General features: G+C 65.9%; 13 protein-coding genes and 1 pseudogene. 7 read left to right on the top strand and 7 right to left on the bottom strand.

The window, feature by feature from the left end; translation table 11 throughout:
- Window positions 1–1720 precede the first annotated feature (1720 nt).
- The 3 genes and pseudogenes from LNW72_RS00540 (at window position 1721) to LNW72_RS00530 (ending at window position 4029) form a co-directional block, all read left to right on the top strand.
- A complete protein-coding gene (locus tag LNW72_RS00540) occupies window positions 1721–2050 on the top strand; it encodes a protease pro-enzyme activation domain-containing protein (RefSeq protein WP_250973464.1) in 330 nt (109 codons plus the stop codon).
- Window positions 2051–2072: 22 nt separating this feature from the next.
- Window positions 2073–2808: pseudogene (locus tag LNW72_RS00535) on the top strand (IS5 family transposase); the annotation flags it as partial.
- A gap of 231 nt (window positions 2809–3039) precedes the next feature.
- Entirely contained in the window at window positions 3040–4029 is a 990-nt protein-coding gene (locus LNW72_RS00530; protein ID WP_250973463.1) for an acyl-CoA thioesterase domain-containing protein, read from the top strand.
- 339 nt (window positions 4030–4368) lie between these two features.
- Here LNW72_RS00530 and LNW72_RS00525 read toward each other — a convergent pair whose 3' ends face one another.
- The 3 genes from LNW72_RS00525 to LNW72_RS00515 are packed head-to-tail and all read right to left on the bottom strand — an operon-like array spanning window position 4369 to window position 7126.
- Window positions 4369–5958 (bottom strand): GMC family oxidoreductase, encoded by a 1590-nt coding sequence (locus tag LNW72_RS00525; protein WP_250973462.1) that lies wholly within the window; start codon window positions 5956–5958, stop codon window positions 4369–4371.
- Window positions 5955–6635: a DUF5987 family protein gene (locus LNW72_RS00520; protein ID WP_250973461.1), complete on the bottom strand. Its 681-nt coding sequence runs from the start codon at window positions 6633–6635 to the stop codon at window positions 5955–5957. Before LNW72_RS00520 ends, LNW72_RS00525 begins: the two co-directional genes overlap by 4 nt.
- The gene (locus LNW72_RS00515) at window positions 6632–7126 is read right to left on the bottom strand and encodes a hypothetical protein (protein WP_250973460.1); all 495 of its coding nucleotides are present in this window, start codon (window positions 7124–7126) and stop codon (window positions 6632–6634) included. The genes LNW72_RS00520 and LNW72_RS00515 overlap by 4 nt, the downstream gene beginning before the upstream one ends.
- A gap of 775 nt (window positions 7127–7901) precedes the next feature.
- Here LNW72_RS00515 and LNW72_RS00510 point away from each other — a divergent pair.
- Window positions 7902–10121 (top strand): right-handed parallel beta-helix repeat-containing protein, encoded by a 2220-nt coding sequence (locus tag LNW72_RS00510; protein WP_250973459.1) that lies wholly within the window; start codon window positions 7902–7904, stop codon window positions 10119–10121.
- Between the two features lie 99 nt (window positions 10122–10220).
- Here the strand turns inward: LNW72_RS00510 and LNW72_RS00505 are convergent, their stop codons facing one another.
- Entirely contained in the window at window positions 10221–12824 is a 2604-nt protein-coding gene (locus LNW72_RS00505; RefSeq protein WP_250973458.1) for a LuxR family transcriptional regulator, read from the bottom strand.
- 287 nt (window positions 12825–13111) lie between these two features.
- On the opposite strand from LNW72_RS00505, the gene LNW72_RS00500 reads away from it, so the two are divergent.
- The 3 genes from LNW72_RS00500 (at window position 13112) to LNW72_RS00490 (ending at window position 15931) form a co-directional block, all read left to right on the top strand.
- Window positions 13112–14056 carry a GNAT family N-acetyltransferase gene (locus tag LNW72_RS00500; protein WP_250973457.1) on the top strand — a complete coding sequence of 315 codons (945 nt, stop codon included), beginning with the start codon at window positions 13112–13114 and terminating at the stop codon, window positions 14054–14056.
- A 623-nt stretch (window positions 14057–14679) separates the two neighbouring features.
- Window positions 14680–15165 (top strand): SRPBCC family protein, encoded by a 486-nt coding sequence (locus tag LNW72_RS00495; RefSeq protein ID WP_250973456.1) that lies wholly within the window; start codon window positions 14680–14682, stop codon window positions 15163–15165.
- Window positions 15166–15355: 190 nt separating this feature from the next.
- Window positions 15356–15931: a hypothetical protein gene (locus LNW72_RS00490; protein WP_250973455.1), complete on the top strand. Its 576-nt coding sequence runs from the start codon at window positions 15356–15358 to the stop codon at window positions 15929–15931.
- A gap of 20 nt (window positions 15932–15951) precedes the next feature.
- Here LNW72_RS00490 and LNW72_RS00485 read toward each other — a convergent pair whose 3' ends face one another.
- The 3 genes from LNW72_RS00485 to LNW72_RS00475 all read right to left on the bottom strand — a co-directional run bounded on the left by LNW72_RS00485 (window position 15952) and on the right by LNW72_RS00475 (window position 17915).
- Window positions 15952–16767 carry a leucine-rich repeat domain-containing protein gene (locus tag LNW72_RS00485; protein WP_250973454.1) on the bottom strand — a complete coding sequence of 272 codons (816 nt, stop codon included), beginning with the start codon at window positions 16765–16767 and terminating at the stop codon, window positions 15952–15954.
- A 197-nt stretch (window positions 16768–16964) separates the two neighbouring features.
- Entirely contained in the window at window positions 16965–17423 is a 459-nt protein-coding gene (locus tag LNW72_RS00480; protein ID WP_250973453.1) for a hypothetical protein, read from the bottom strand.
- A gap of 90 nt (window positions 17424–17513) precedes the next feature.
- Window positions 17514–17915: an ATP-binding protein gene (locus LNW72_RS00475; RefSeq protein WP_250973452.1), complete on the bottom strand. Its 402-nt coding sequence runs from the start codon at window positions 17913–17915 to the stop codon at window positions 17514–17516.
- Window positions 17916–18090: the final 175 nt, after the last annotated feature.

Genomic DNA, 18090 nt, shown 5'->3' with positions numbered 1-18090 from the left:
CGGTCCGGCACTCACAGCAGCTTCTGCGACCTCTCCTTTGAACAGAGAGGACCTGCGCGCGTAGAAAACCGAGGGGCACCGATGGTGGTTGCCGACGAGCCGGACCCGGATCTCGTCGGCAACCACCCCCGGTGCGATGCCGGCAACTCCGCCCGCGACCCGATTACCTGACTTCCCGGCGGAGGTGAACCCGTGAAGACGAACATCGACGCGCTCGACCTTTTGACGGTCGGCGCGGACGAGCAGGCATCACACCACCCGGTCTGCGGAGTAGCGACCGTGGTCGTCACGGACAGGGCCACGCTGTTCTAGCCCCTTTCGTGACGGTCCGCCGATGAAGCCGGCGGACCGTCACGCAGGCGGAGGTGGCAGGCCGGCCGTCCGGCGGGGTGCTCGAACACGGGCGTCCGGTGGCTCCCTTGCCACTCCGGCACAGTGGAGCCGGGTGAGTCCGGTCGGCTCGCCCAGGGAGCCGGCAGGGGTGTCCGGACCGAGGGCCGGTGAAGTTGAGCGAGCGCGCATCGGTCCGCAGGCCTTCTTCGGTGCGTCTTTCGGCTTCCGTGCCCATGCCATCCGCGCTCCGCACGGTGGCTCTGGTCAGGTGCGGTGGGCTGCGCGTGCTTCGGCGATGCCGGCGAGTGCGTCCCGTCCGAGTGCTCGGTACGCGCCAGCCGGCAGTTGCAGGCCCTCGGGCTGGTAGGTGTCGTGGAAACGCTGGAACGCCCCCGCCCGAGGACCAGCGCGAAAGCCGTCTGCCCGGTGGCGAGTTCGGCCTGGGCGGTGGCAATCCATGCGTCGCCGGCCAGCCCGGTTGCGGCGAGGTCGTCCCGGCGGTCGATGACTGACTGGGGCCAGCCGGTCCGCGCCCACCGTTGGTGAAGACGCCGGGGGCGCCCCGCCACGGGGCGCCGCCTTCCCGGGCGAGTGCCTCGGCGTCCGCTGCGGCGAACGCGTCGAGGGACCTGGCCAGGATTTGGGCAGACGTAGCCCCTATGCGCGGGCGACGTGCTCGCGCTGCCGGGCCCAGCGGGCGGCCATCAACTCCAGCGCCTCGGCGCGCCGGGCATCGTCCTCGGGCGTGGGTCGAACAGCGACTCGGCGTACTGCGCCGCGGGCAGTCCGAGGGTCTCGCCGAGCGGCGCCGCGAGCGCCGTGTCGGCCGCCCCGGGCTGCTCCAGCGCGTTCAGGGCCGGCCGTGACCCGGTTGACCGTCCGGTACAGTCCCGTCCGCACCGGCCAGGACCAGGCATGCCGGCGGTCATAGCTGCACGCGGGGAAGAGGGACACCGCGACGACCCAGCCGGCCCGGGCAGCAGCGCGGGATCGCGAAGAGGACCCTGACCGTGGTCGGTTCCTGTCCGGCGGTGTCCAGCCGGGCCACTGCGGGTCCGTATCCGGTCAACGAGCACGACGACAGTATGCCCCGCACCGAATGGCTTCGACACTTTCCCCAGGCAGCGCCCCGGCGGGCCGGCCATCGCCTCGACGGCCACGTCTGGCGGCCACCGGACCCCGAGCGTTAGGTCTGCAGCGCCTGCCTGCCCGGCGCACGGTCGGCGGCCCCGGCGCCCCGCGTGCGGCGGTACCGCGGATCTTGAGCGACGGTTACTCAGTCTTTCAGGCGAGGAAGTGCCCGAGGATCACCGGGTCGGCGTGAATCCACGTTGCATGACGGGCCATCAACCCGGGAGTTCCCATCACTGTTCACCGGTCCACGCGCGTGGCTGCCGCTGTGGTCGCCTCGCTGAGCCTCGCCTTCGGCACGCTCGCCCTCGCCTCGCCTTCCCCGGCCGCCCCGCTCCACGCCAAAGTACTCGCCGGCACCCGCCCGGCCTGGGCCACCGCCTCGGCCGACGAGGGCGCGCCGGCAGCGGACGCGGTCGTCTCCGCCACCGTGTACCTGAGCGGACAGGACCCGGCCGCGCTCAAGGCCTACGCCCAGGCCGTCTCCACTCCGGGAGAAGCCAGCTACGGGAAGTTCCTGACGGCAGCTCAGGCCAAGGAGAGGTTCCTGGCCACCCCGGCCCAGATCAAGGCCGTCAAGACCTAGGCTGTTTCATTCAGATCATCTGATCGTTGGTTTGGGTGTGCCATTGACTGAGGTCCAGTGGGTTCGGGTCGAGCCGTTGTTGCCGGACCGGACGCCGCGCCGGGGTGGCCGGTGGCGGGATCATCGTGAGGTGATCGATGCGATTGCGTACAAGTTCCAGGCCGGAGCGCAGTGGGTGCACTTGCCTGAGAAGTACGGGAACTGGCGGGGCGTTGACGACCGGTTGCGGGTGTGGGCGGTCGACGGAACGTGGGGAGCGGGTCTTCACCGCGTTGATGGCCCGGGCCGACGCTGATGAGGATCTGGCCCGGGCGGTCTCGGTGGATTCCACGATTGTGCGCGTACATCAGCATGCGGCCGGGGCCCGCAGAAAAGGGGCCCCGGTCGGCGAGCCGTCCGACCATGCCATCGGCCGCTCCCGTGGCGGGCTGACCACCAAGATTCACCTCGCGTGCGACGCCGGCTGCCGGCCGATGGCGTTCGTTCTGACCGCCGGACAGGCCGGTGACGCACCCGCCTTCACTGACGTGATGGCCCGCCGGCGGGGCCGGCCCCGCACCAGGCCGAACATGGTCCTGGACGACAAGGCGTACTCCTCCCGTGCCATCTGCGAGCACCTTCGCAAACGCGGTATCCGGGCAGTCATTCCGATCCCGGCCGATCAGCAGGACAACCGCCTGCGGCGAGGCAGCCGCGGCGGCAGACCACCGGCCTTCGACCGCGAGGCCTACAAACAACGCAACACCGTCGAACGCTGCCAGGAGGGCTCGACGCTGCTCGCCGACGAATCCGGCACGCACCCCGGCGCTGCCTACGGCACCGGCCTCGGCGGCACACTGTCCTTTCTCATCCGGCTGCGCCACGGTGGACCCCGCCTTTGGCTGCCCGACCGACTCCTCACCGGGCCTTGGACGGACCAGTGGGAAACATGCAAGGCGACGCGGTTCACGGCAATCCTGTAAGTGAGGTACGGAACGAATGATCAGATGGTGAACGCGAGCAATACCGGGCGACCCGGCGCCGATCAGCCGGGCACCGGCCGGGCGCAGGATGTGCGACGGCCCGACAGCGAAGTGCCGCCCGGTGAGCCCGGGGGGATCGCAGGCTTCGTCGACCTGCTGCGGCTGGACGAGGTCGGCACCGACCGGTTCCAGGGCTGGTGCCACGCCGGTGCGCACCGGCGCGTCTTCGGCGGGCACGTCGTCGCGCAGGCCCTGGCCGCGGCGGGCCGCGCCGCCGGTGCGGGACGGGTCGCCCACTCGCTGCACAGCAACTTCGTCCGGCCCTGCGACCCGCGGCTTCCGCTGGTGTACGAGGTCGAGCGGCTGCGCGACGGGCACTCGTACACCACCCGCCGGGTGACCGCGATCCAGCGCGAGGAGGTCGTGTTCACGCTGTCGGCCTCATTCAAGCAGCCGGGAGGCGGCCCGGTCCGGCAGGGGGAGATGCCGAGGGTGCCCGGACCCGGCGTGCTCCCGGACCCGTACGCGGCGAACACCCGCAGCGGGGACGCCGACTCGGACGACTACTGGAGGTCCACGGTCCGGTTGACCTTCGACGGGCGGTACGTGCCCCACGACTGGGAAGGACTGCCCGAGCGGACCGCTGGGGTGGAGGAGCAGTTCGTCTGGATGAAGTCCGCGACTGAACTGCCTGCGGATGACCCGCTGCTGCACGCGTGTGCGCTGGTCTACCTGTCGGATCTGACGCTGTCCTCGACGACGGCGCAGCACCTGCGGGCGTCGGGTGCGCAGGACGGCGAGCCGCCCCTGGTCAGCATCGCCTCGCTGGATCACGCGATGTGGTTTCACCAGCCGTTCCGGGTCGACGAGTACTTGCTGTTCGCGCAGCGCAGCCCGGTCGCGGCGGACGGCCGGGGGTTCGCCCAGGGCGAGTTCTGGACCGAGGACGGGGTGCTGGTGGCCTCGGTGGTGCAGGAGGCCCTGATCTGGGAGCGCCGGCGGCTCAGGAAGTCGTAGGCCCCCACGGCCCGTACCCGCCGACTGGCGGGTACGGGCCGTGGGGCCGGCCATCGCGGTCAATGCGGCCGCAGCGCTTACGGGGGCGGCAGCAGGGGCATCGGTGCCGCGGTCTGTGAACGCCTCGCGGCCGACGGCCACGCCATCGTCGTGGGGTACCGCTCGCAGGACTCGGCCGCCGAGTAAGTCGCCGCCGCCGTCCTCGCCACCGAGCGCAGATCCGATTGGGGATCTCGTCACTCTTCTGCGGAATCGTGCACCGGATGCTCGTCTTCACAGGTAGGGCGGTTGATGTGGGGGCTGCGGTTCCTCATGGGAGCGGGTTGCAGAGGATTGGTGTCACCTGCCGGGGGGTGGCGCGCCATAGGCGACGGCGATGCCCGTCTGCACGGCGCGGGCCACGATGGCCGGGGCGGCTCGTTCCGCGAGGGCGGCGATGGTCAGCGACGGGTTGACGGTGAGCGATGCGGGAACGGCCGAGCCGTCTGTGACGAAAATGCCCGGGTGCCCGCGCAGTTCGTGGGTGTCGGTGAGTGCGCTGGTGGCGGGGTCGTCGCCGATGCGCGCGGAGCCGATGGGATGGGCGGTGACTGTTGAGGCAATATCCTCCGACCAGGGATGGACCTGGGAGAGGTTGTCCTTCTCCATGATGGAGCGCAGTGCGGTGTCCGAGGCACTCCATGCCTTTCGGGTGGCGGCGGTGGGGTGGAAGCGCATGCTTCCCTCGCCCAGTCCCGGGGCGAGCCGAGTGAAGCTTCCGGTTAGCGGAGGCAGGCCGAAGGTGCCTTCATTGTCGTCCTCGGTCATGGCCAGCACGGTGAGCCAGGAACGCCACCGGGCCCGCATATCGCGTTTGGCGATGCCGTACCAGCTCGGTGTGCCACCCGTCTGGGCCAGGACGTTGGTCAGGGGGGGAAAATAGATCTGTTGGAGCATGAAGCGGCTGAACTCCGGAGCCTTCGGGTCCAAGTAGTCGTAGGTGGCCGCCGTGATGGGGCGCCCGACAGGCAGTCCCTCGTACGCGCTGCCGTCCGGCCGGGACAGCCCCAGCAGGGAGCGCACCTTCTCCTCGTCCACGTCGGCGACGCTCACCCGGTCGCCGTTGCCCGAGAAGTAGCGGCCGACCGCGGACGGGATGCCCCCCAGAGGCAGGGCGGAACGCTGCAGGATGACAGGGGTGCCCACAGTACCGGCGGCGAGCACGACGACTTTGGCGTGGATGAGTCCGACCTGCTCGGTGCAGGTGTAGTCGCTGGGGTCCAGGACGGTGTATGCGGCGGCGTACCGATAGCCGGACTGGAGGGACGGGAATAGGGACTGCACCTCGTGCAGGGGGCGGACGACGGCTCCATGACTTTCGGCGCCGGGCAGGTAGTTGAGTAGCATGGACCGTTTGGCATCGAAACGGCAGCCCGAGAGCATCCAATTGCAGTTGGTGCACCGGGTGGTGTCGACGGCGACGGGGACGGGGTTGCAAGTGTGCCCGGCCCGTTGGCAGGCGGCCGCCAGCACTCCGCCCGCGTAGGAGACGTCCGGCCAGTCGGTGCGGGCCACCGGCAGTGACTCCTCCGCCCGGTCGTACCAGGGGTCCAGACTGGCGCGGCTGAGGGCGGCGGGCCAGATACGCCGACCGAGGCTGCCTCGGCGCTCGAACGCGAAGGTAGGGGCGCGCAGTGAGGCGGCGAAGTAGACCACGCTGCCACCGCCGACGCAGTTGCCCGCGACCACGGAGATACCGTCGCCCTGGATGACGTCGACGATTCGGTTGTAGGTCCCCAGTTGCATCGAGTGCGCGAAGTCGGCGGCGGCCAGGCGTGGCCCGCGTTCCAGCACGGTCACCCGGGCGCCGCCGGCCGCCAGGTGGTAGGCGGGGATTGATCCGCCGAACCCGCTGCCGATAACCAGAACGTCTGTGGTCTCCGCGCTCATGCCGGGCTCCCCGAGGTGGTGGCCGGATGCTTCTCCGCCAGAGGCCGTCCATAGGAGAACTGAGGGAAGCGCCACAGGCCGTCGGGATCCGGGTCCGGGAAGCGCAGCCAGGTCAGTCCGGGATGGCCACCGGCCAGTGCCTGCCGGGTGCCGAGCGTGGCTGCGGTGTCAAAGGCCAGACCCACGATCAGACTGAGCACCTCCCAGATCTTCCGGTCCAGTTCCGACCGGCCGAACAGGCCGCCCACCAAGTCCGTGCGATGGGCGAATGACAGACCGACGAAGGCGGGCGAGGTTACCGGAAGCAGGATCAGGTGGGTGAAAGCGTAGACACTCGCGCGGGCGTTCAATAGCGCCGCGATTTCCGGGAGCAGGGGAGCCACCGGCAGGGCGCCCGAGGCGAGGACGTCCACCACGCCCGCCTGCACAGCGCCCGGACCCGTGACAACGCCGGCGATGGGTAGGTCTCCCGGATAGCGGTGTTCTCCCGGAATCAGGGTGTCAGCGAAAGCCTCCAGCGTCTGAAGGGTCCAGCTTTCGACGTCGTGCGCCGTGCTCCTCTCTGCGGCGGCTGGGGAGACCGGTACGGCCAGCAAGCCTGCTGCCAGGGCTGCTAGGGTCGCGGTCAATCCCTTGAGTACAGCCCGCCGGTCGACAACCGATCGCTTCACGGTCACCCGGCCAACGCACAGCGCAGATCGAAGGGGAGCTCGACGGTGGCTCCGGTCTCGCCCGCGCTGGACCCGTAGGCGGACAGCACGTCGGCCACGCTGCGGTAACCCCCGGCCCGCAGGACGGCGACCGCGTCCCCAATACCGGCTGTGCGGCCGTCGATCCGGAAATTCGTCAGCCGGGCGCCCGATAGTTCGTCCTTCTTGTCCCACCAGTATTGGCCGTCCCAGGCCACCCAGGGGGTCGCCCCGCTGGTGGGCTGCACGCTCCAATGGTCCTTCTGGTAGTAGCGGCAGGTGCTCAATGCGACTGCGAACCTCGACGGTTCGGCGAGCAGGAAGTTCAGAGCGCCGCCGTCGTCGATAGTGATGTCCCGTTTGCTGTACTCGACGCACAGCGGGTTGACGAACACCAGCCAGAAGGGTGGCTGTTCGCCCTCACCGAACTCGTGCCAGGTGCACGTGGCAGCGAACCTGGGCTCGGTAAACGGCGCCACTAGCGCTCTTTGGCCCCTCGAGCCCCTCTCCGCCGGTCGGGATACGGCAACAGCATCTATGCCAGTGCCTAGCACGGCCGCACAAAGCCCTAGCAGCACTATCGCTGCCGCCACGGTGATACGCACACGCGAACGGAACACAGAGACCTCCTGGGAACGGAAGAAGACCGGGGCGTCGCTCAGGAACATCCGCCGCCCCGATGCGCCCGGGCGGCCAACCGTCCACCTGAGAATGAAGCATGACTATTCGTCAGTACAAGGGGTGGGGCTCGGTTCGATCGCCCAGGTTTTCCCTGCCGGATTTCCGGGAGAACGGTGCGATCAGCATGTGAGTAGCAATTACTCTGGGTTTACCTCTTCGACGAAGGACAATTGGACTCCTGTCACCGTGCTCGCAGTTGGCCGGCCCTGACTTGTGCTCACTTGATGTCAGCGGCGAAAGGCCCGTGGTTCGTCGAGATCGACCGGAAGACCCCCGGCCTGCACCCGCGCCGAAGCGCGCTGCCAGGCATGCCCGGTCTGTTGGCCACGGGAGACACTGCCCCTGGCCCGCCGGGTTGTGGCCGGAAGCATGGCGACTGAGCCTGCGCTGCCCCGGCAGAAAATGGGCGGAAGGCCCGGAAGAGCTTACTGGCAGGCCTGGGGTGTAGCGGCGACTCCGTCCGTCATTCCCGCTTCGGATGCATACGGTGCACCAATTTAGATAAGGCTAGGAGATTCAGTGATCAGAAGACGCTTCGAAATCTTGGGGACGTCTCGCAGTGCTCTGCGTGCGATGGCTGCTTCGAGTTTGGCGCTCGCCTGCCTGGGGGCCGCGCCGATGCTTGCGAACGCGGCCGGGCCGAAGGCGGCCGCCCCAGTCGTCACCATAACGCGAAACGACCAATCCACCCTTTTCGTTCAATCGGTTGGAACTCCTGGCACGATCGTCCAGATCGCCAGTGGCGTCGATCTGGATCTGACTGGCCTGGCGGACATCGCCGTCGCGCCGGGCGTCCAGATCATCGGCCAGAAGGATGCCTCCCACCCGAACGGTCCTCGGCTGTTCACCACGTCCTTTCCCAGCCGGCTACTGAACATCGGAGCACCCAACGGGTCGGCTCCGAGCGATGGGGTTCGCATCTCCGGCCTTCGCCTGGACGGCGGGGCGGGAAACAACATCAGCGACGACGACGCAACGTCCGAGGGGATCACCGACTGGGCGGGTGTCAACCTAGAGATCGATAACAACGAGATCTACGGTTGGGACGGCGCAGGGGTGGAGGTCCATGACAATTCCGCCGACCGGATCAACGTCGACCGCAATGCCTCGACGGTGCGCATCCACGACAACGACATCCACCACAATCAGCATCTCTCGCGAGAAGGCTACGGAGTCGCGGTCTACGACGGCGCTTACGCCCAGGTCGACCAGAATGTCTTCGACTTCAACCGGCACGACATAGCCGGTGATGGCCGTCCGGGAACCGGGTACCTTTTCTTCCGAAACCTGCTTCTGCCGGATGGCGGGGTCAACGCAGTAACCCTCGGTGTTTCTAGTCACACACATGCCATCGACATGCACGGCCGCGACTCGTGCTTCGGGTTCAGTTTCTATTGTGGCGATGCCGGCGAATTCATGGACATCGAGGCCAACACGATTCTTTACACCAACGGAACCGACTTCAAGTTGCGGGGCAACCCGTCACGCGGGGCGGTCGTGAAACAGAATGTTTTCGCTCGAAGCGACGAGTGGAATGTCGCACCAGGCGGCCTCGCGATCGTGGACGACGCCGCGATGGTGCAGACAACAGATCTGGATCACAAGGCGATCAACGCGTCCGGCAACGTCTTCGGATTCGATTCATCCCAATTCACCGGTAGCCATAGCTTCGGTGACTTCGACGGCGACGGAATCGCTGACCGATTCGCGGCCAGTGGCCAGACATGGTGGTACAACTCCAGCCTGCGGGGACGCTGGGTCTTCCTGCGGCAGAGCACCGAGATGGTCTCCCTGGTGGTGCGCGATGTCGATGCTGACGGCATCAGCGATGTCATCGCAGGGGGCAAGGTCTACTCTCACGGCACGACACTCGCGTCCGCTGCTCCGGGTGTCTTTCAGGATCAGGGCGGGTTCGTTTCGACGTTTTCGCTGGACGGGGTGCCTTTCGAGACGATGTCGCGGATGCTGTCCGGGACGCGGCCGTCGATCGCGAGGTTGTCGACCGGTGGCTTCAAGATCGCGTTTGTGGACACCAGTGGTCAGTTGTGGGTGCAGGACGCCGGTATCCCCGGTGGTACGGGTACACCCACTGGGCACAAGTTGTGGCCTGGTACCAGTCCGTCGATCGCGGCGGACAGTGCTGGCGGGTGGATGGTCACCTTCCAGGACGACACCAGCCGGCTGTGGACGCTTGACTCGGCGGGCCACGCCATTAAGACCAACTCCGCGATGAACACCGGCACCGACCCGTCCATCGCGCACCTGTCGACGGGCGGCTACGAGATCGCGTTCGTCGGCTCGGACGGCAAGCTGTACTCGCAGGACGCCGGGATCCCCGGTGGTACCTCGCACCCCATCGGCCACATCCCCGCCTCCAGCCCGGCCATCGCCGCCGACGCCAACGGCGGTTGGAAGATCGCCTTCGAGGGCAACACCACCAACCACCTCATCACCTACGACTCCCACGGCGTCACCAACGACACCACCGCCAAAATGTGGCCGTCCACCAGCCCAGCCATCACCGCACTGCCCACCGGCGGCTACGAAACCGCCATCAACGCCTGGGACGGCAACCTCGCCGAGGTCGGCGACGGCGGCAACCGCAACGCCGCCAACAACCTCCCCGTCGCCCCCGGCACCAGCCCCGCCATCACCACGCTGGCCGGCGGCGGCTTCGAGATCGCCTTCCACAGCGCGGGCAACCACCTGGTGACCGTCTTCTCGGACGACAACACCGCCATCGACACCAAGATCGTCCTGCCCGCCAACGCCAGCCCTTCCAATCCTCTTTAATTGATTAAAGGGCATCCGGCAACTTCTGAAGCCGTTGTGCGGCATGGTCCCCGAGGGCTTCCCAGTTCTCGGGGACCGTATCTTGCGGATCTGAACGGCTCAGGTTTCATCAAGGGCGTCAGACAGCTCTCGGCGATTTGCCACGCCGAGTTTGGTGAAAGCGTGCTGCAAATGGTTTTCGACGGTGCGTACCGAAAGGTCGAGTGTGCCAGCGATATCCTTGCTGGTGTTGTTGGAGACGGCGAGCAGTGCGATTTCGAGCTCACGATTCGTGAGGGACTTACCTCCACGCCCCGCGCTGAGATGGGACAAGGCCGGCGTGTTCACCCCCTCGCATTTCTGGGCAATCTCCGAAGCTCGGTTCGTCGTAGTTGATGCCTGGCGTACCTGCCTCTTCTGGCGCTGCAAATTAGCCGCCTCAGCAAATGCCTCAGCAGCAAATATCTCAGCTCCAGACTCCTCGAATATATCGGCGACCCTCAACAGCAGATCGACATCCTTACGGGCAATCGCACGGGTATAGTCGAGCCGTGCGTTCAAGAATTCTCCTTGGACTTTAAAATCCCAATAGGGGGAGGCAAGATTTGCCAGTCCTAGACGGCCCATGGCATGCACGGTCCAGACCCTGTGCAATCCTTGATCGAGTTCCTTCGTCCTTTCTGCGGCTTCCAGAAGGAAATACCTGGTCTGCGGGTGGTCGTGGTGCAGCCAAGCGTGCCAGGCTCGGGCGAGGTGGTTGTTGCATGCCTCGATGTCGTCTCCGGCCTGTGAAAGCAGAGCCAGATAGCGGTCGGCAACCTGAGTCTGTCGCGTCATCGAGGCGCAAATCACGGCGTTGGCCTGCGCCCATTGGGTGAAGAGTTCCCAGTGAGTCTTCTTCGTCGCGACGGAATTCAGGACGTTGATCGCCGACTGCGGCCTTCCTCGTTCCATGAGAGAGAACCCCAGGGCAGTGGCCCGCCGCGACGCCATCTCCACTTTATTCTGGGAAACCGCTTTTCCGTGGCGAGCGGAGAGTATGGACACAGCCGCCTTTAGATCCCCGTTGAGAATGTGGGCGTAACCGTCGATGTCGTCAATAAAATCGGAGTAGAGGGATGTCCCTCCCCCCTCTTCCGAACGGAGAAGGAGAGGGTGCAGCGGGTCGAACACCTCCGCTGCGTCATCGACAAGGCCGAGGCGGAGCAGAGCTGAACTCATGAAGGCCCTGGCATCCACGGCAAGTTTTGAATCGGGGCCGCTCATGAGCGGGTGGCAGCACGCGACGGAGTCATGGAAACGCCCGCGGAAATACAGAACTGTGGCCAGTGCGAACTTGCTTCTGGTGTCTTCGCGGCCCTCCAGAAGCCGCTGCGCCTGGGAGAGATCGCCAAGGAGGATGATGTTGTCGACCCGCGCGTGGAACAGGACGTCCCGGCCTTCCTCGGACGCCTCCTCCTGCATGGCCTCCACCAGGACCTGGTCGGCCTCCTCGTGGCGGACCAGACCGATGAGTGCCGTCGCGTAGCTCAGAGCAGCCTGGGCACCGCGTGCCTCACTCCACGCAGCCTCGGCCAGAGCGGCAGCCTGCGTGTAGTCGTCCGTATGCCGGGCCAGGGCCGCCGCCTCCAGAAGCAGACGTTGATCGGCCGTGCCGGTGGCCGCCAACCGCCAGGTGGCGATCCGCAGAGCGTCTTCACGGCGGCGTGCCTCGTGCCGCTCGGTGCGTTCTGCTTGGCCCAGCAGCAGCGCACGGCGGCGCAGCAGGGGAAGATCGGCTCGCATCACCTCGCCGTGCAGCGGGTGGGTCAGCACCACGTGGGTGCGCCGACCGTCGGTTACGAAACGAACGAGCCCCGACTCCTTCAGTTCACCGACCGTCCTGGCGCTGGCCGCCACCGCGCAGGCGTCGGCCAGCGGCAGCGGCTCGCACAATGCCAGGAGATCCAGTACAGCCCAGCCAGCAGGATCGGCGGCGGCCAGCTCGGCCCGGATCAACTCGGCCAGCCTCGGCGTGCCCATGGGCTGTCCTTTGACCAGCTCCCAAATCTCCCCGTCGTTAACCAAGGTCTCGGAGGCCAGCGCGCCGAAGACGAGCTCCCGTAGGTACAGCACGCTTCCACCCGACATCCGGTACAGCTCGTGAAGGGTGTACCTCCCGACGGGTGCGCCCAGGACGGACGTCAGCAACTGGGCTGTCTCCTCCAAGCCAAGCTCCTTGACCTCCGCCCGGTGCACTGCCGGCCGCGTCGTCAGAGCCCGTACCGCCTCCCCCAACAGTGCGTCGGTGCGTACCGTGCCGATCAGGCGGATCGCATGGGCGTCCAGCAGGTACCTCAGCAGTACCGCGGAGGCAGCGTCCAACGTGTGCATGTCATCGACGAGCACTACTCGGCGCTGCCGGCCGGACCGGGTCATCTTGGCCGTGATCTCGATGAATCCCCTGGCCGGATCCGAGAGATCCGTGCCCGGGGGGATCAGGTGCGCGACAGCACCCAATGGAATGGCGCCCATGGCGACTGACGCCGACACCCGCGCGCCCTTCCAGCCCTCGCGAACCGCTTTGGCGAGGTATTCGTCCGCAAGTCGCGTCTTGCCGACCCCGGCAGAGCCGAAGATCACCAGCCCTTCGCAGTCCTGGCTCCTCCACAGTGCCGTGAAATCCTCCAGCCCATCTTCCCGGCCAGTCAGCGGCCAGCGCGAGGAGTCCTTCTGCACAGTCATGGCGGCCTCCGGTGCAGCGTGACATCGGGCGCACTCTTCGTGACCTCAAACCGCCATACTACTTGATTCACTACATAAGGATCATTTTCACCGGATTGCTGTGGCCTGTGATGCCGATGGTCGGCCAGGGTTGCGCCCCCGCACCCCAAGCAGACGTCAGGCTCCTCGGTGGGGAACGGGGTTCGTTGCGCGATGGAACGGGATGTCACGCAGTGAGGTGGGCGAACCTATGGTGACCGCCCCCATCAGTACCCCGGCCTGTCCCATCTCCCCTTCCGAGGAGCCCCATGTACAGCCTTCCTCTTGGCGCGGACGCGGAACTGCGCCCCCTCCATCCGTGGCTCGCCGCAGAGTTCTTGGAGCATTTGGACCGCGCGCGAATCCACATCTCGCCTTGGGTCGGCGCCAGTTTCGTTGCCACCGATCTTCCTTCGGCGCACGCTGTCCTGACGCGCTACGCGAAGGCGCAGGCGGAGGGTGGGGGCGGCATCCACGGCATATGGCTCGACGGTCAGCTGGTCGGTGGGGTCATGTTCGTTGCGCTGGACGGGGCGAGGGGTGTTTGCGAGGTCGGCTGCTGGCTGGAGCCGGCGGCCGAAGGCCGCGGGCTGGTCACTCAGGCCGTCGAGCGGATCATCGACTGGGCGGTTCTGGAACACGGTGTGAACCGGGTTGAGTGGCACACGAAGTCGGCCAACTCTCCGAGCATCCGAGTGGCCCAGCGCCTCGGCATGGCGCAGCAGACGACGCACGAAGCGGAGGACGACGGATGGGAGGAGTGGGCCGTGGAGTCCGGTGCCTGGGCTGTCCGGACGACCCAGTTGAAACAGGACGTCGCCCAGATTGACTCCCTGATCGCGGACTTCTACTCCGCGTTCACGAATAAGGGGAAGGCGCAGGCCGACCTCGGCCGACTCGAGGATCTGTTCCTCGCGGACGGGACCGTCACAGGACCGGCGGACTACTCTGTGGCCGAAAAGCTGAGGAACTTCAGCCTCCCGCGGGAGCTGCTGCTCGCCTGGGGAGACCTGACGGACTTTTACGAGTACGAGGTGAAGGGGCGCACAGTCGTCGCCGGCGACATCGCACAGCGGTTCAGCCGCTACGCGAAGGAGGGGGTACTGCGCGGGGATGCCTTCTCGGGGCGGGGGTCAAAGAGCTTCCAGCTCGTGCGCACCAAGGCCGGATGGAAGATCGCGGGCATGGTTTGGACTGATGACCTTCCGAAGTGAACGGCGAACGTGCGCAGTGTGACCTGCTCCTGCGTTGCCGATCGGTGCGGACCGGAGATGAATCGGCAGCCGACCTCCCGGCTGCTCCGCAGGGCAGCGCTACGGCTGGGGCCAGGTCGCGATGCTGTGTTCGAGCAGGCGGGTGGATCAGTTTCGGACCGTGAGTTGAGGAGAAGTCCCTGGGTGACCGCTACCCCGCGTGTCGTCGTGGCGTCCAACTGAGTTGGCACCGCGACCCCCGGTTCGAGCGAGGCATACGTGGAAGTGGGCAGGGCCTTTTCGTCGTTCCTCCCGCGGATCAGGGCCAAGGCTTCGAAGTGCAGACGGCGGACGGGTGGGTGCACGGGGCCGGCTCATCAACTCCCGGAGGAGCAACCTCTCCTGTGACGGGCCGGTTATCGGTGACCGCTGCTGGCTCTCCACCGCACGCACGATCGCTGTGGAGAGACCCGCTCGGGAGCGCAGTGTGAGTGCAGCATCGGGGGCTGTGCGCATCGCCTGCCGTGATCTCCCGGGGCCCTCGTCAACGGCGCCTTCCTATGAGGCGAGCGCGAGTGCTTTCTTCAGTAGAGTCTCTTGGGGATAACCGTTGACAGACATGTATAAAATGGTAAATTCGTAAAATGCGTATAGCCAACACTATTCTCGTCAAGGCTCCGATCGATCGCGTATGGGAGCTGACGGCCGATGTAGAGAGCTGGCCGTCATTCAATTCGACCATGCGACGGGTCGAGCGGCTGGACGAAGGACCGCTTCGGGTCGGCAGTTCCGCAAGAATCAAGCAGCCCGCGCAGCCTGCGGCTGTATGGATGGTGAACCGGCTCGACCCCGGCCGCGGATTCTCCTGGTCCACCCGGAGAATGGGACTGATCATGACGGGCGAGCACCTTCTGGAGCCCGTCGGTGACTCCTGCAGAAACACCCTGTCCATCGAATTGACCGGCCCCGTATCGGGATTTTTGGGATTCTTGTTCCATGGACTTTTCCTCCTGTCTCTCAAGACTGAGAACGCTGCCTTCAAAAAGATGGCCGAACAGGATCGGGGCGGCACCCGGCACGACGGGAGTGACACCGTCGAACGCCCTGACCTCCGCAGTACCGGAGGCTGACGTGCCGGAACACCAGCCGAGGAGCCCGGCGTTCTGGGCGCATGACATTGCGGCTTCGCAGATCTCCTCTCTCGTCACGTCGCCTGACGCAAGGATTGCGTACTTGCGAGGCTACGGCGAGGGAGAAGGGCTTCGATATGCTGCGGTCGTGTCGCAGAAGGGGGGCGGCCAGCGTCCCTGGAGTCTCGGGATGACCCCTGCAGAAGTGACCGATCGCTTCACTAAGATGAATCGAATACCTGTCGGAATCGATTGCCACGCGACCGGCGGGAATATCAACTTCACGCTGCTGAGCGAAATCGGACCACCGGGAGATGCCTTTGCGGGGACGGACCTGAGCGGAGCGGAGGTCGCCGCGGTTCTGCGACATGGGAACCGCATCGTCGACTACGCGGCCCACCCCTCCCTCTCGACGTTCCGGTACGCCGCGATCTTCGTTCCGGACGGCACTCCGCAGCAGTTCGTGGAGGATGTGTCCGAAAGGGATATCAAGCGGATCGCCTCACGGTTCGGTGCACATCCCGTGAAAATACGCTACTGCGGCGGAGCCGACAGGCCGCACTACTCCGCTGTACTGTGCCGAAAGCGGTCTCGCGGAGAGCGCTGGAGCTGGCATGCCGACATCGATGCCGACGCGGTTTCCTATGTCCTGCGGAAAGGCTTCGACGGTGTAGTCGACTTTCATGCCTTCAAGGGCGATTCGGGAGTCCGTTTCAATCTGGTGACTTCGGGCCGGCAGTGCCAGCGCGTCTGGCCGAACCGGTGACCTCCTGATCGGCCTTGCCCTCACATCACGTGGGGTACCTCTCGGACCCACTCCGGCAGAACACTGAAGGTGTTGCCGGCCACGGCGAGGTGAGTGAGGTTCGGGAGGCGGGCGAGTGAGCCGGGGAGGTCGGCCAGACGGTTGTGGAAGAGGTAGAGGTGGGCGAGGTTCGTCAGGTTGCCGATTGATTCGGGCAGTCGGGTGAGCAGGTTGCGGTTCAGGTAGAGATCGGTCAGTTCGGTGAGGTCGCCCAGCCACTCCGGCACTGAGGTGAAGAGGTTGCCATTCAGATCGAGCCGGGCAAGGCGGACCAGGTTGCCGAACGATGAAGGCAGCGTGGTGAGACCGTTGGAGTCGAGCGAGAGGTGGGTAAGCCGGGGAAAGCCACCCAACCACTCCGGCAGCGTCGCGAGGTTGGTGTCGTCCAGGTCGAGGTAGGTGAGGGAGGTGAGGCAGCCGAGCGATTCCGGCAGCACTTGCAGGCGGTTGCCCCCCAGGCCGAGACGGGTGAGGTGAGTGAGACCGCCGAGCGATCCCGGCACTTTGCAGAGGCGGTTGCCAGTGAGCTCAAGCCGAGTGAGGCACGTCATGATTCCGAGCCAGTCGGGCAGCTCCACCAGCTCGTTGTCAGTCAGGTCGAGCCGGGTAAGGTGAGTCAGACCACGCAGCATGTCCGGCAGGACTGCCAGGTGGTTGCCGTACAGATTCAGGTCGGTGAGATCGGTGAGATCACCCAGTGAAGCGGGTAGCTCTTCCAGCCCGCAGTAGCTCAGGTTGACCGAGGGGTCGCCGGAGCGCCGCGCCGCGTCGATGATGTCCTCGGCAGATGACATCATCGGATCTCCTGAAGAGTCGTGGCCTGGGACGGTGACGTCGGGCCTACCGAAAAGGGTCATCCGGGGTGCCAATGTGTCCACCTGCCTCGTTGTGGCGAGGCTGGGGGGCAGAAAGGCATTCCGCCGTCTCTGGCGCCTCCAGGCCTCGAATCGAAGGGCGGCGCTGTCCGTCTGCCGGACGCGTCAATCCATAAGGTTCACTCGGTCCGGCTGAAGTCCGTGACCCAAGTGGTTTCCCATGTTCTGCCCTCGTCCGCCGAGAGCAGTTGCGTCCATCGGCAGGAGGTGGGTGTTATTTCGGACCACTCGAAATTTACCTTGACCGGTTGTCCGTTGACCATGTCGTCAGCAAGGAAATGACCGCGGCCCGTGTCCTCGAATCGGCCCACCTGCGGCGGCAGGCCCAGGCCTGTCTTGCTGTTTATCCAGTACAAGGACCACAGATCCTGTGAAGCGTCATAGAGGCGGAGGGTGCCCCCGCTCAATTCATTTCCAGGAAAATAGATCTCGTCCATGTAGCCGGCGCCGTCGAAAATGCTCCAGCAGCGGCTTATCCCGGCGAACTCCTCCCAGTCTTCGCTGCCCTCCAAATACTTCGTCAATTTTCTGTGTGTCGACGTCCACGTTCCGACTAGGAATTCAAAATCGTTCTTCATTGTAATGTTCCTCTTTCCGGTGAGGTGACATTAGGAGAATCAGAGCCGACTACCACGAGTACGGGACGGCTGGAGGTCCGGGCGACGGCATCATCCGCCATCAAAGTCTGCCCAGGAGTCGATCAGGCTGGCGGCATCGGCATCGTCACCGGGATTGGGGTCGGTGGTGATGCCGGTGCGGTTGGAGAGAGCCGTGATGATGGTGGTGCCGTGACCGTGCTCGTCCGGTGCCCGGTCGGCGGCCCAGTGGGCAGGGTGCGGGTCTGTGCCGCCGTCGGTGACGTGCACGCTCAGTCCGCCATCAGCGCCTGGGTTCAGGCGCAGCAGCAGGTTGTAGGGCGGCAGGGCGTGGACCACGGCATTGGTGACCAGTTCCGAGACCACGAGCACCGCCTCGTCAATCCGTTCCTGCTCCCAGGCGTGTCCGGTCAGCAGTGCGCGGACCGCCCGGCGTGCCGCTGACGGAGCCGCCAGGCCTGGGGCGAGAGTCATCTGGACCGTGCTGGGCTGCCGGAGGGCGGAGGATGCGACCTGTGTCGCGACGGGAGGAGTCATGGTGATCACCGGATCGGGAACGACCGGTTCTCCGGTCTACTCCCAGCACACTCTCTGCACGGACAGAAAGGTTGAGTATTCCCTCACTAAAGTGCGCCGGTGCAGGTCAGGA

It is taken from the genome of Streptomyces sp. RKAG293 (assembly GCF_023701745.1).
Taxonomy (GTDB): domain Bacteria; phylum Actinomycetota; class Actinomycetes; order Streptomycetales; family Streptomycetaceae; genus Actinacidiphila.
The sequence above is the reverse complement of the archived record's forward strand: the minus strand, read 5'-3'. Positions and strand labels throughout refer to the sequence as shown.

Bases quoted from the DNA above. Each gene is read 5' to 3' on its own strand.
- LNW72_RS00525 (WP_250973462.1), bottom strand. From the start codon at position 5,958: ATGAGCGCGGAGACCACAGACGTTCTGGTTATCGGCAGCGGGTTCGGC.
- LNW72_RS00510 (WP_250973459.1), top strand. From the start codon at position 7,902: ATGGCTGCTTCGAGTTTGGCGCTCGCCTGCCTGGGGGCCGCGCCGATG.
- LNW72_RS00505 (WP_250973458.1), bottom strand. From the start codon at position 12,824: ATGACTGTGCAGAAGGACTCCTCGCGCTGGCCGCTGACTGGCCGGGAA.
- LNW72_RS00500 (WP_250973457.1), top strand. From the start codon at position 13,112: ATGTACAGCCTTCCTCTTGGCGCGGACGCGGAACTGCGCCCCCTCCAT.
- LNW72_RS00495 (WP_250973456.1), top strand. From the start codon at position 14,680: ATGCGTATAGCCAACACTATTCTCGTCAAGGCTCCGATCGATCGCGTA.
- LNW72_RS00490 (WP_250973455.1), top strand. From the start codon at position 15,356: ATGACCCCTGCAGAAGTGACCGATCGCTTCACTAAGATGAATCGAATA.
- LNW72_RS00485 (WP_250973454.1), bottom strand. From the start codon at position 16,767: ATGATGTCATCTGCCGAGGACATCATCGACGCGGCGCGGCGCTCCGGC.
- LNW72_RS00480 (WP_250973453.1), bottom strand. From the start codon at position 17,423: ATGAAGAACGATTTTGAATTCCTAGTCGGAACGTGGACGTCGACACAC.
- LNW72_RS00475 (WP_250973452.1), bottom strand. From the start codon at position 17,915: ATGACTCTCGCCCCAGGCCTGGCGGCTCCGTCAGCGGCACGCCGGGCG.